Here is a 12,963-nt window from a genome sequence, read left to right on the forward strand (position 1 = left end):
TGGAATGACACCGTTATAAAGGAACCAGTGTCAGCTACTTGAATGACACAGTCTTTGCTTAAACCCGTAACGTTCGTACATTTTGCTAAAAGTTCAAATATCAACATCATGCACATTAAGTGCATTGCTATTAATAAAATCACGGCGTGGTTCAACTATATCACCCATTAATATTGAAAATATGGAATCAGCTTCTTCACAATCTTTTATTTCAACCTTTAATAAAGTTCTAGCCTCAGGATTTAACGTAGTATCCCATAGCTGATCAGCATTCATTTCACCAAGACCTTTAAATCTCTGCAGAGTTAAACCTTTTTTACCATAGTCCATTATTATTTTTGCAAGCGTACTTGGAGAAGTGATTCTTATTTCAGTTTCTTGTGACTTTAAAAATGAATCACCATTAAATAAATTACTTATACCATCAAGCAAACTTAATATGTTTTGCATATCTTTGCCTTCAAGCATACTAAGTGCAAATATATATTTGTCTGCCAATCCTTGAAACAATTTAGAGATATGAATTTCTTTTTCTTCATCTTTTATTTCCACTTCCCAAGTGTATTCGCTGTACATTAACTTCAAATACTTTAATATCTCATCAGCCGATGATAGAGCATTCTTTTTACTTAAAATTAGCAATGACTCTAAGAGATTTTGTGGTATTTCTCTATCATAATTTTTGCTAATATTAGAAGTGCTAACGCATTTATTCAAAATAAGGCGCAAGTTGTTAAATTCTGTAGCTGTACCACTTAGTGTTAATCTTTTAACTGCTGAGTTTATTATATACTCTTCAAAAGTTTCGTCATCTTTAATATAAGTGTCTTTGGCATTCTTTGTAACTTTATAGAGGGGTGGCTGTGCTATGTATAAGTAACCTTTTTCAATAACTTCACGCATATGTCTAAAAAAGAAAGTTAGAATCAAAGTTCTTATATGTGAACCATCAACATCTGCATCTGTCATGATGATAATTTTATGATATCTAGCTTTTTCAATATCGAAGTGTTCACTCCCTATTCCAGCACCAATTGCAGTGATTAAAGAGCCTATTTCTGCAGATGAAAAAATACGATCTAAACTTACACGTTCTACGTTTAGAATTTTTCCTCTTAAGGCAAGCACTGCTTGTGTTTTACGATTACGCCCCTGCTTTGCAGTACCACCTGCTGAATTACCCTCTACTATAAATAATTCCGATAACTCAGGGGCTTTTTCCTGGCAATCAGCAAGCTTTCCTGGCAGAGTTGCAATATCAATATTGTTTTTGCTTTTAACTAACTCTCGTGCTTTTCTTGCAGCTTCTCTTCCTTTTGCTGACCTAATTGCTCTTTCTACTATGCTTGCTGCCAATTTGGGATCAGTTTCAAGGATTGTGCTTAATTTATCAGAAACTATACTTTCTACAACTGCACGTGCTTCAGAACTAACTAGTTTATCTTTTGTTTGTGAAGAAAACTTAGGATCAGGCATCTTAAGAGATAAAACACAAGTTAAACCTTCTCTAACGTCCTCTCCAGTTAAATTTACTTTTGCTTTCTTTAAAAACCCTTCATTAGTTGCATAGGTATTGATACATCTAGTTAGTGCAGATCTAAATCCTGCCAAATGCGTACCACCATCTCGTTGCCGTATATTATTAGTGAAACACAACATATTCTCATAGTAGGAATCATTCCATTCCATCGATATTTCCAAGCTGATGCCAAGATCTTCTGCATCTCCTTTCATACTGGCAATTTTAGTTACATGTGTCTTATTCTTATCTAAATACTGCACAAAATTTGCTGTACCAAAATTGTCTTTAGATTGATTGCTCTGATTGAAATGAGATTCTGTATATGGTTCATTGCGCAGATCACGTAAAGTAATGTCGATATTTGAATTTAAAAATGCTAATTCTCTTATACGACTTTCAAGCGTTGAGTAACTGAAATTAATGCCATTAAAAGTCTCTGTTGATGGCATGAACGTGACTTTAGTTCCTCTTTTGTTTGTATTTTCGTTGACTACCTTTAAAGGTTCAATAGACTCACCATCTTCAAAACGCATAAAGTGTTCTTTCTTATTGCGCCAAATAATTAATTCCAACCAGCTTGATAATGCATTCACAACTGAGATTCCAACACCATGTAATCCCCCAGAAACTTTATAGGTATTGCTGTCAAATTTACCACCAGCATGGAGTTGAGTCATTATTACCTCTGCTGCTGATATTCCTTCTTCTTCATGAATGTCAGTTGGAATGCCACGACCATTGTCGGTTACTGATACTGAACCATCTTTATTTATGCTAACTTCAATTTTATCACAATATCCAGCTAAAGATTCATCTATTGCGTTGTCAACAACCTCATATACCATGTGATGCAAGCCAGATCCATCGTCAGTGTCACCAATGTACATACCTGGACGTTTCCTTACAGCATCAAGACCCCTTAAGATTTTTATTGCATCGGCATTATAACTATTTTCCATTAGATTGCTTTATTTATACACGTTAATTGATGTTACATTCAGATATACTAGTTAGCAACATTTTTAAACTGATAACCCATGTTAAAAGCACAATTTTACGAATGTTTATTTTTGAAGACAGCAAATAGTGTCATTCCAATGTGTCTTCCATAACTGTACGAACATTCATTTTTGAAGGTATAGCTCTTTCCATAAAAGTCCGGATGTGATAGGATAAGGGTAGATGATGATAAGGAGGTTGAATGCCAGCAGCATATAGTTATGATTTAAGAAAAAAAGCAATGGAAGCGCTAGACGAAGGAGAAAGCAGAGAAACAGTGGCAGCAAGATTTAAGATTGGACGAACTACTTTATGGGAGTGGCAGCAAAGAAGAAAAGAAACAGGAGACTTTCAATCAAAAAAACTTGGAAATGGGGGTTACAATCACAAAATCACCGACTGGGATACCTTTGCCAAATTTGCCAGAGAACACGGAGGAAAGACTCTATCGGAAATGGCTAAACTTTGGAACAACGTTAGTATCCAAACGATCTATCGAGCCCTTAAAAAAATTGGATTTACGCGCAAAAAAAGACATATGGATACAAGGAAAGAAACGAAGAAAAACGTGCTGAATTTTTGAAAATTATAGCGACAAAAGAACCTAAAAACTTAGTGTATATAGATGAGTCTGGCATTGATAACACCGAAGACTACCCCCTACGGATATTGCCAGAAAGGACAGCGGTTTTATGCCTTAAAATCTGGAAAGAAAACTCAACGAATCAGTATGGTTGCAGCCTTAAGTGGAAGAAAGATAGTTGTTCCGTTAACCTTTGAAGGCCACTGTAATATGGATGTTTTTAATGGATGGTTTGAGCAATTTTTGACACCGATCTTGGAACCTGGACAGACTGTCATTCTTGACAATGCTACTTTTCATAAGTCTGATAAGATTATCGAGCTTGCTAAAGGGGTTGGTGCAGAAATTTTGTATCTGCCGCCTTATTCTCCAGATTTCAACAAAATTGAGCATCATTGGTTTGCTATAAAAAACAGAGCCAGGAAAAACATTCCTCTATTCGAATCCTTTCGTCGTGCTGTTGATTCTGCCTTCCTATGACCTGTTCGGACTATTATGAGAAATGCTATAAATTGCACAACAGATGATGTCATTCCAGTGCTTGACACTGGAATGGCTTTGTTGCATCGCTAGCTATGATGGATTAAAGATAAAAAAGATGGAGAATATCAGTAGCTTATTATTCTGGTATTTATAACAAGAACGGTCAGTGAATACCTAAATTTGAGTAAAAGAAATTTCACTACCACTCACTAATCCGGCTAAAATTCAAGAATTTCAATGCTTTAGCTATTTTCAATAGAATTAAATTTATTAATGTAAATAATAAATTACTATTCTTAAATTTGATCAGATTGATTGCAAAAAAACAAGATTTTCAATAAGTTATAGCCTTTCTTATAATAGTCCGAATGCGATAAGATATGTGTTTATGGCTATAGCAGGCCAGTAGCATATTACGGTCTGTTCGGATTATTGTAAAAAGAGCTATACTTATAATCCTAACTATAGTTAGCCTTTCATAAGTAGCGATGCAACAAAGCCCACTGGAATCCAGAAATTTTGCTTATAACTGAGCTGATGAGCTAAAGGTAGTTGTCTTACGCTAAAACAAACGTTTTTAATTAAGTTGCATAGAAGCTGGATCCCAGTGTCTGGGCACTGGGATGACACCCCACTGGTGGGAATTGCTCCCAAACTACAACGTTCGTACAGTTGTGTGTGTCTTCCCATGGAGATTGCTCTCAAATCATAATGCTCATGCAGTTGCATGCTCGACTAATTAACAGAAAAATCTATAATTCAGTTTACGTATTTTCTTATCTCAGCCAAAATCTTATCAGATTGACTTTCGTCTGAATTTAAATCAGCTGCAAAGTGTGTAACATATTTTCCTCCAGGGCCAATAAGGTACATTATTGAAGAATGGTTGATTTCTTCTTCTCCACCAACTTTGCTAGCATATACTTTATACTTTGCAATTACTTCGTCTATTTTTTCTCTTTCACCAGTTAACATTTGTATTCTGTGGTCAAATTGCTGCTGAAATTCTTTAAGTCTTTCCGTGCTATCGCGCTCAGGATCGACTGTGATGAAGAATGTTTGTAGCTTGTTGTTAGTTTTCTCATCTAACTTTGCAAGTGTTTCTGAAATTATTCCAAGGTTCATAGGGCAAATTCTTTTGCATGAGGAAAACCCAAAGAAAATCATCATGTATTTATCTTTAAAATCACTACTGCGCAAGATCTGTCCGTCCTGATTAATTAAAGAAAAATCTCCGCCTATCTTAACTTCTGCGTTGTGAATCGCTGCTGGGGCAAATATGCCTTTTTTAGTGAAATAACAATAACCTAAAAAAACAACTGCTAATGCTGCTAGCACATTAGATAATAATCTTATAAACCTTACCATTAGAATGCTCTCAGTAAAATTGAATTGTATCTTTATTGGTTAACCTATTCAATATATTTATTCCAAAGTGTATTGTTAATTTTGTCTAACAGTTTCTTATGTTCATCAATTTCTTCACTATTTGGTAAATGTTCTCTGGGAGTTAGATTACGTACTTTATGCTGAACGAATGTGGAGTTACTGTCCTGATTGCATTCATTATCAAACAGAAAGGTTTGTAACCCTCCTGTAAGTTCAACATATACCTTTGCAAGCAATTGAGCATCAACTAGTGCTCCGTGCAATTCTCTATTCTCTAGCGATATATCAAAACGCTTACATAATGCATTCAAAGAAGCAGGTGATCCTGCGAATTTTTTCCTCGCAAGAGGTAATGTATCTAGCACTCTGTCTGAGGAAATTAACCCAGCATTCAGCTTGCTTAACTCCATGTTAAGGAACTTAACATCGAATTCAGCGTTGTGAATTACCAAAATATCATTAGATATAAAGTCAAGAAATTCAAGTGCAACATCTGAAAATAATGGTTTACCTTCTAAAAATTCTTCACTAACACCGTGAATCTTAAACGAGTGATAAGGTATATCTCTTTCTGGGTTAAGGTACCGATGGAATACTTTACCTGTTGGAATACGATTAATTAATTCCACACACCCTATTTCAATAATTCGATGACCAGATTCAGTGTCAAGACCTGTCGTTTCAGTGTCAAGTACTAGTTCGCGTAGCTTGCTTTCCATGGTTAACTCTAAATAAAACTAATCTTACTTGTCATTTGTCTTATCGTTACTTGTCTTTTTATAGTGAATAGAAACAAGCAACCAGCTTGGGTCTGATGAATTAACATTTTTTTTGAATTGCCATACATCCTCAACTTTATTAATAGTGGATGTACTACCTGATATTATATCTCCTTCATTGTTCTTAACGAAGTTAATTTGCTCTGAAAGGAAATATACTGCAATAAACACTGCGTTTTTTACTAGCTTTATTTCTAAAATCTTTTGTGAAACGATAGAAACAATTATAGAGTCGTGTATCTCTTTACGATGTTTAATCTTCTCTACGAAGTTGTTGTATAAATCTTTATCCAAGAGAGATTTTAACTGGGACAGATTTCCTTGATTGAAATATTTTATTATTAATTCAAAAGCTATGCTTGAACCTTCTATAAAGTGGGAAATAGAAAAATCTTTGTTTTTTTTTAATATTTGTTCATAAGTAACTTTTATTGAATTTTCATCATTGCTATCAATGTAACCCTCAATGTTTTCTACTACTTCTTCTCTACTTCGGCTTACATCCAATATACTAGTTAGCTTTTTTAGGTTGAGGTTGGCTGACCTTCCTAAAGAATTATACAAACGTGAAAAAATGAACGCCGCTAATAAAGCATATATTACAAGCTCTATCATAGTAACTCAACTCCTTGGCATATAAAGTATCCGAACATTATTAATTATTAATGAAAATATGTTTTGCATATCAACTTATAATCAGGTTTGCTATTCGTTTGTAAATGAATATATTATATAAGAAAGTATTAAATATCTCAACTTAATTAAAGGAGACGTAAGAAATGCCACAACAAAAAATGAGAATTCACGGTCAATATGTTAAAGATCTATCATTTGAGAATCCGAATTCGCCATTCCTTTCTTCTAGTAAAGCTCCAGATATTAATGTAATGGTTAATATCAATTCAGCAAAATTAGAAGGGACGAAAAACAAAGAAGAAGTGAATGAAGAAAAATCTTTCCATGAAATTACTTTGCATATAGAAGTCAAAGCAACGGTAAAAGATGAAGGAATAAAAGATGGCGTAGCTTTCATTTGTGAAACGAAATATTGTGGTATTTTTTCAATAGAAAATTTAAAAGAGTTGAGTGAGGAAGAGGTAAGACAAGCTTTGTTTATTGGCGGACCTACTTTTCTTTTTCCTTTTGCAAGAGAAATAATTGCAAGAGTTACAAGTAGTGGTGGATTTCCCCCACTGATGCTAGATCCGATAGATTTCGAAACTATGTATGAGCAGCAAGGTCAACAACAAAAAAGTAACGGCAGTAATTCCAATTTTAACTAATATAGTGTGATAGGATGAACAATTCTTTAAATGCAAAAACGACTTTAAACATTGACGGGAAGTCATACAACTATTTTAGCCTAAGTAGTGCTAGTGAATTTTTAGGAATAGATGTGACTAAATTGCCTTGCTCACTTAAGGTTCTGCTTGAAAGTTTATTGCGCAATGAAGATGGAGTAAACGTAAAGCTAGATGACATAAGAGTACTAGCAGACTGCGTTAATAAACACACTAATCACGAAATTAGCTATAAACCAGCAAGGGTGTTGATGCAAGATTTTACAGGGGTTCCTGCTGTTGTTGATCTAGCTTCAATGCGGGACTATGTTAAGAAAAATGGAGGAAACCCAAGCAATATAAATCCGTCTGTACCGGTTGATCTTGTGATTGACCATTCTGTTCAAGTAGATAGTTATGGAAGTGTTTCTGCATTCAGTAAGAATGTTGAGCTAGAAGTAAAAAGAAATTTGGAGAGATATCAATTTTTAAAGTGGGGAGAATCGTCCTTCACAAATTTTAGAGTAGTGCCGCCTGGCACAGGGATTTGCCACCAAGTGAATCTTGAATATTTAGCGCAAGTTGTGTGTAATAATGATGGAGTCATATATCCTGATACTTTAGTTGGTACTGACAGCCATACTACAATGGTTAACGGATTATCAGTTCTTGGTTGGGGTGTTGGAGGCATAGAAGCTGAGTCTGTGATGCTTGGTCAACCAATTAGTATGGTGATTCCAGAAGTAGTTGGATTTAAATTAATTGGCAGATTGTCGGAAGGAGTAACTGCGACCGATTTAGTGCTGACGGTTACCAATATCCTAAGAACAAAAGGCGTTGTTGGTAAGTTTGTAGAATTTTATGGTGATGGTTTAGATTATTTATCTTTGGCAGATAGAGCCACTATAGCAAACATGGCCCCGGAGTATGGCGCAACTTGTGGATTTTTTCCAATTGATCAAAAAACGCTAGATTATTTAAGCTTAACCGGAAGGCCAGAAAAGCTGATTAAGCTAGTTGAGGCTTATGCGAAAGAGCAAGGACTGTGGCGTAGTAGTGACGAGTTAGCATTTTTTGACACACTAGAGCTTGATTTATCAAGCGTGGAGCCAGTAATGGCTGGTCCCAAAAGACCACAAGATAAGGTTTTTCTTTCACAAGTGGCAGAGTCTTTTTCTAAATCATTTTTAGTTAATGAGTCAAAGGAAAGCGATAAACTCCAAGATGGAAGTGTAGTTATTGCAGCAATAACAAGCTGCACTAATACTTCTAATCCAAGTGTGATGATTGCTGCAGGTCTTGTAGCTCGTAATGCAATTAAACTTGGATTAAAATCAAAGCCTTGGGTTAAAACTTCTCTTGCTCCAGGGTCACAAGTTGTAACAGAATATTTAGAAAAGTCTGGATTGCAGGTAGATCTAAATGCTTTGGGTTTTAATCTAGTTGGATATGGTTGCACAACTTGCATTGGGAATTCTGGTCCACTTAATAAAGATATAGAAGATGGCATTAAAAACAAAAACTTAACCGTTGCTGCAGTTTTATCTGGCAATCGTAACTTTGAAGGAAGAATTCATCCGTTAGTCAAAGCTAATTACTTGGCATCTCCGCCACTTGTTGTTGCATATGCACTTGCTGGTACTGTGCAAATTGATCTGACAAAAGATTCAATATGCAAAGATAAGAATGGAAATGATGTCTATCTCAAAGATATATGGCCAACAAACAATGAAATCGAAGATTGTGTTAAAAGTGTGGTAACACGTGAGATGTTCATACAAAAGTATAAGGATGTTTTTTCTGGTGATGAACATTGGCGAAAGATAAAGTGTGAAAAAAGTGAAATCTATAATTGGGATGCAAACAGCACTTACATACAAAATCCGCCTTATTTTGATAACTTATCACCTAAAAATAATAAAATCGATATAAAGGGTGCACAAATATTGGCAATGTTTGGCGATAGCATAACTACTGATCATATTTCCCCTGCGGGAAATATTGCCTCGAGTAGTCCTGCCGGTCTATATTTAAAAGGGCTTGGAATTGAACCACAGGATTTCAATTCATATGGGTCTCGCCGTGGTAATCACAATGTAATGATGCGTGGCACTTTTGCTAACATTAGAATAAAAAATGAAATGGTTAGCACCGAAGGTGGATATACAAAATATATTCCTTCTCAAGAAATTATGTCAATTTTTGATGCAGCAATGCGTTACAAGGAAAATAATGTACCTCTAATCATTGTTGCAGGAAAAGAATATGGCACAGGTTCAAGTAGGGATTGGGCAGCAAAGGGTACTTTATTGTTGGGGGTTAAAGTTGTCATTGCAGAAAGCTTTGAGCGTATACATAGGTCCAACTTAGTTGGTATGGGTGTTCTTCCACTTGTATTTCAAAATGGAATAACCAGAAAGATATTTGATGGTAGTAAGGTAATAAGCATAAAAGGTGAAATAGTGCCAGGTGGAAATCTAGAATGTATCATCAAAAGAAAGGATAATTCAAGGCAATCAATTCAACTCAAATGCTGTGTACAAACCGCAACTGAGACTAAATACTTGATGTGTGGTGGAGTGTTGAGCTACATACTTGCACAATCTTTTTGATTTAGTGAAGTTATTGCATGGACTTCTTTTAGCCAGCTCTGATCCCTTTGTAAATAGCAATTTGCTCTGCGCAAAGTTATGATATAATTTCACCATACATATGGTGTCGGAGTATTTTTTGGAGATAATTATATATGATAAGCTCTATACAAGAACCTAATGAACTCAGAAAACGTTTACAAGGATTTTATCGTACTGATGAAAAGAGTTATATACGTTATCTTGTAGAAAAAGCAGAGCTTTCGGCTGATTCAAAAAATAGAATTTATAATATTGCAAAACAAGTTATTGAAAAAATCAAACACAATAAATTAAGTATTGTAGATTCCTTTATGCAGCAATACTCGCTTTCCAATGATGAAGGAATAGCATTGATGTGCCTTGCTGAATCGCTACTTAGAATACCAGATGATTATACAATAGACGAGCTAATCAAAGATAAAATTGCCAATCAAGAATGGAGTAAATATTTAGGATATTCTTCTTCATTGTTCGTCAATGCTTCCACGTGGAGTTTAATGATAGGTAGCAGTATATTGAGAGATAATGAAGGCGATTCGAAGTTCTATTACGCAATTTCTAAGTTACTTAAGAATTTAGGAGAACCGATCATTCGCAAAGCAGTAAAACAAGCAATGTCTATGCTTGGTAATCATTTTGTTGTTGGAGAAACCATAGAAGAAGCTTTAAGGTACGCAAAACTAGATGACAATAGTAAGTTTTTATACTCTTTTGATATGCTTGGCGAAGCTGCTCACACAACTGAGGATGCAGAAGAGTATTTTAATTCATACATGCACTCAATAAAAGCTATAGGTGAATCCACTGAAATAAATGATTGTTTTAAATCCCATGGAATTTCAATCAAACTTTCTGCTTTACACCCACGTTATGAATTTAGTCAATTTGGCCGAATTGCTGGTGAGATATTCACTAAGGTTTTAGAGCTCTGCCGCGAGGCAAAAAAATACAACATTTCACTATGCATAGACGCAGAAGAAACAGAAAGGCTTGAAATTTCCTTAATCTTGTTTGAACAATTACGGCTTGATGAATCACTTTCTGAGTGGGAAGGGCTCGGCTTGGCTGTACAAGCATATCAAAAACGTGCTTTATCTGTTCTTGACTTTGTAGAGGATGTTGCTATTCGATCAAAGCACAAAATTATGGTGAGGCTTGTAAAAGGTGCATATTGGGATTCAGAAATCAAGTGTACGCAAGAATTGGGATTAAATGATTACTCAGTATTTACAAGAAAAAGCTATACTGACGTATCTTACCTCGTGTGCGCACAGAAACTTTTGAGTAAACCAAACAGCTTTTACCCATGCTTTGGAACTCATAACGTCTATACTTTTGCTTCTATCATGGAACTTGCTGATAAAAACCACCCTGGATTTGAATTTCAACGCTTACATGGAATGGCAAAAGACTTATATGATTATGCAATGTCAGAGCTTGCAACAAATGTTAGCTGTCGTGTCTACGCACCCGTTGGGGAACATAGTGACTTGTTGCCTTATCTTATAAGACGCCTTCTTGAAGATGGAGCTAATAGTTCGTTTGTTAATCAAATAAGTGATCCTAACGTTAAAATCGATGAGTTAATTTCAGATCCACTGGAAAAAGCTATAAATTTTAATTATGAACCTCATCCAGGCATTCCATTACCACAAGATATTTTGGGACCAGAAAGAAAAAATTCCTTGGGGATGGATATTAGTGATTCTGTGATAGTCTCACAATTTGCAGATGATATAAAGGGTTTTAGTGAAAAAAAGTGGCAAGTTGGACCAATAATTGATGGAAAAGCACTATTTGATAATGCTGAATTTATCGAAGTAGTGAATCCTGCACATTTGGAAAATGTAATTGGAGAAGTGTCAAGTGCAACAAGCAATCAAGCTTTAAACGCTCTTGAAATAGCACATAGTGCTTTTGCTAAGTGGCAGAATGTTTCAGCAGAAGAGCGCGCTAAATGCCTTGAAAAAGCTGCAGATTTGCTTGAGGAAAGGATGAAAGAGTTAATTTACATTCTGATTGTGGAAGCAGGAAAAATTTTATCCGATGCAATAGCAGAAGTAAGAGAGGCAATCGACTTTCTGCGTTATTATGCAATGATAGCAAAAAATGAACTGAGCGACTGGAAAAAATTGCCGGGCCCAACAGGTGAAGATAACTTCATCTTTTTTGAAGGCAGAGGAGTTTTCTTATGCATATCACCGTGGAATTTTCCGCTCGCTATCTTCATTGGGCAGGTCTCAGCTGCACTTGCAGCAGGTAATGCAGTGCTGGCAAAACCGGCAGAGCAAACGCCGATTATTGCCTACGAAGCTGTTAAGATACTACATGAAGCTGGGATACCAAAGAATGTGTTACACCTCATTCCTGGGGATGGTGGATATTTAGGCAAAATATTAGTTCCAGACAATAGAATTGCCGGAGTAGCTTTTACTGGCTCAACACAAACTGCTCAAATAATCAATAAAATGCTTGCAAATAGGGATGGTCCTATTGTGCCACTTATTGCTGAAACAGGAGGGCTCAATGCTATGATAGTTGATAGCTCTGCTCTTTTAGAGCAAGTGGCTATGGATGCTTTGCTTTCTGCGTTTCGTAGCAGTGGTCAACGCTGTTCTGCACTTAGAGTGCTGTTTATTCAAGAGGACATAGCAGAGAAGCAGATAAAAATGATATGCGGTGCAGCGCAAGAACTCAAGATTGGTGACCCAATACAACTTAGTACTGATATTGGTCCAATAATTGACAAAGCATCTATCGATATGCTAACTCAACATACGCAAAAAATGTCAGAGGACGAAGATTCAAATCTGTTATTTAAAGTACCCATGGATACAAATTCTCATAATGGTTATTTCTTTCCTCCATATATTTATGAAATACAAAAAATTTCGCAATTAAAGCAAGAAGTATTTGGTCCTATTTTACATATCATACGTTTTAACAAGTCACAATTAAATGAAGTTATAAGTGATATAAATAGTACTGGATATGGACTCACGTTTTCTTTGCAGAGTCGTATACAAAGTCAAATTGATACTATAAGTAAAAAAATATCAGTTGGAAATGTCTACATCAACCGTAACCAGATAGGTGCAGCAGTTGGGATACAACCATTTGGTGGTAGAGGACTATCTGGCACTGGGCCAAAAGCTGGTGGTCCTCATTATTTACAGCGTTTTTCTACAGAAAAAGTTGTAAGTGTTAACACTACAGCATTTGGTGGTAACACTACACTTATGTGTTTGGATTAATTTGCAGGCCCTAATTTTTCTTACCCCTAAACTAGACGTTC

Annotated in this window: 10 protein-coding genes; 5 read left to right on the forward strand and 5 right to left on the reverse strand. The window is 35.6% G+C overall.

Features of this window, described 5'->3' with window-relative positions:
• Positions 1 to 93 precede the first annotated feature (93 nt).
• Positions 94 to 2,481: a DNA topoisomerase (ATP-hydrolyzing) subunit B gene (gyrB, locus tag AAGD79_RS03895; RefSeq protein ID WP_010962371.1), complete on the reverse strand. Its 2,388-nt coding sequence runs from the start codon at positions 2,479 to 2,481 to the stop codon at positions 94 to 96.
• A 242-nt stretch (positions 2,482 to 2,723) separates the two neighbouring features.
• Between gyrB and AAGD79_RS03900 the strand changes: the two genes are divergently transcribed.
• Both AAGD79_RS03900 and AAGD79_RS03905 read left to right on the forward strand, forming a co-directional pair.
• On the forward strand, positions 2,724 to 3,104 hold the full coding sequence (locus AAGD79_RS03900) for a helix-turn-helix domain-containing protein (RefSeq protein ID WP_007549224.1): 381 nt from the start codon (positions 2,724 to 2,726) through the stop codon (positions 3,102 to 3,104).
• A gap of 42 nt (positions 3,105 to 3,146) precedes the next feature.
• Positions 3,147 to 3,584 carry an IS630 family transposase gene (locus tag AAGD79_RS03905; RefSeq protein ID WP_341811146.1) on the forward strand — a complete coding sequence of 146 codons (438 nt, stop codon included), beginning with the start codon at positions 3,147 to 3,149 and terminating at the stop codon, positions 3,582 to 3,584.
• Between the two features lie 471 nt (positions 3,585 to 4,055).
• On the opposite strand, the gene AAGD79_RS03910 is transcribed toward AAGD79_RS03905, so the two are convergent.
• From AAGD79_RS03910 to AAGD79_RS03925, 4 genes are read right to left on the reverse strand one after another with little or no spacing between them, the layout of a single operon-like run.
• Complete coding sequence (locus AAGD79_RS03910) at positions 4,056 to 4,316, reverse strand: hypothetical protein (protein WP_010962369.1); 261 nt, start codon at positions 4,314 to 4,316, stop codon at positions 4,056 to 4,058.
• A 30-nt stretch (positions 4,317 to 4,346) separates the two neighbouring features.
• The gene (locus AAGD79_RS03915) at positions 4,347 to 4,955 is read right to left on the reverse strand and encodes an SCO family protein (protein ID WP_010962368.1); all 609 of its coding nucleotides are present in this window, start codon (positions 4,953 to 4,955) and stop codon (positions 4,347 to 4,349) included.
• Between the two features lie 44 nt (positions 4,956 to 4,999).
• Positions 5,000 to 5,695, reverse strand: coding sequence for a DNA polymerase III subunit epsilon (gene dnaQ, locus AAGD79_RS03920; RefSeq protein ID WP_341811147.1), 696 nt, complete (start codon positions 5,693 to 5,695; stop codon positions 5,000 to 5,002).
• A gap of 24 nt (positions 5,696 to 5,719) precedes the next feature.
• On the reverse strand, positions 5,720 to 6,370 hold the full coding sequence (locus tag AAGD79_RS03925; RefSeq protein WP_341811148.1) for a Tim44/TimA family putative adaptor protein: 651 nt from the start codon (positions 6,368 to 6,370) through the stop codon (positions 5,720 to 5,722).
• 164 nt (positions 6,371 to 6,534) lie between these two features.
• Here AAGD79_RS03925 and secB point away from each other — a divergent pair, with 164 nt between their 5' ends.
• The 3 genes from secB to putA all read left to right on the forward strand — a co-directional run bounded on the left by secB (position 6,535) and on the right by putA (position 12,922).
• Positions 6,535 to 7,038: a protein-export chaperone SecB gene (secB, locus tag AAGD79_RS03930; RefSeq protein WP_006279761.1), complete on the forward strand. Its 504-nt coding sequence runs from the start codon at positions 6,535 to 6,537 to the stop codon at positions 7,036 to 7,038.
• A gap of 14 nt (positions 7,039 to 7,052) precedes the next feature.
• Positions 7,053 to 9,647: an aconitate hydratase AcnA gene (gene acnA / locus AAGD79_RS03935; protein WP_341811149.1), complete on the forward strand. Its 2,595-nt coding sequence runs from the start codon at positions 7,053 to 7,055 to the stop codon at positions 9,645 to 9,647.
• A gap of 134 nt (positions 9,648 to 9,781) precedes the next feature.
• The gene (gene putA / locus AAGD79_RS03940) at positions 9,782 to 12,922 is read left to right on the forward strand and encodes a bifunctional proline dehydrogenase/L-glutamate gamma-semialdehyde dehydrogenase PutA (protein WP_341811150.1); all 3,141 of its coding nucleotides are present in this window, start codon (positions 9,782 to 9,784) and stop codon (positions 12,920 to 12,922) included.
• The last annotated feature ends 41 nt before the right edge of the window (positions 12,923 to 12,963 follow it).

The sequence above is a fragment of the Wolbachia endosymbiont (group A) of Oxytorus armatus genome, from assembly GCF_964027005.1.
GTDB lineage: Bacteria > Pseudomonadota > Alphaproteobacteria > Rickettsiales > Anaplasmataceae > Wolbachia > Wolbachia pipientis.

What these genes read in the sequence shown, in the direction of transcription:
- putA (WP_341811150.1), top strand. Translation starts at nt 9,782, where the DNA reads ATGATAAGCTCTATACAAGAACCTAATGAACTCAGAAAACGTTTACAA.
- dnaQ (WP_341811147.1), bottom strand. Translation starts at nt 5,695, where the DNA reads ATGGAAAGCAAGCTACGCGAACTAGTACTTGACACTGAAACGACAGGT.
- AAGD79_RS03925 (WP_341811148.1), bottom strand. Translation starts at nt 6,370, where the DNA reads ATGATAGAGCTTGTAATATATGCTTTATTAGCGGCGTTCATTTTTTCA.
- AAGD79_RS03915 (WP_010962368.1), bottom strand. Translation starts at nt 4,955, where the DNA reads ATGGTAAGGTTTATAAGATTATTATCTAATGTGCTAGCAGCATTAGCA.
- AAGD79_RS03910 (WP_010962369.1), bottom strand. Translation starts at nt 4,316, where the DNA reads ATGCAACTGCATGAGCATTATGATTTGAGAGCAATCTCCATGGGAAGA.
- AAGD79_RS03905 (WP_341811146.1), top strand. Translation starts at nt 3,147, where the DNA reads ATGAGTCTGGCATTGATAACACCGAAGACTACCCCCTACGGATATTGC.
- secB (WP_006279761.1), top strand. Translation starts at nt 6,535, where the DNA reads ATGCCACAACAAAAAATGAGAATTCACGGTCAATATGTTAAAGATCTA.
- acnA (WP_341811149.1), top strand. Translation starts at nt 7,053, where the DNA reads ATGAACAATTCTTTAAATGCAAAAACGACTTTAAACATTGACGGGAAG.
- gyrB (WP_010962371.1), bottom strand. Translation starts at nt 2,481, where the DNA reads ATGGAAAATAGTTATAATGCCGATGCAATAAAAATCTTAAGGGGTCTT.
- AAGD79_RS03900 (WP_007549224.1), top strand. Translation starts at nt 2,724, where the DNA reads ATGCCAGCAGCATATAGTTATGATTTAAGAAAAAAAGCAATGGAAGCG.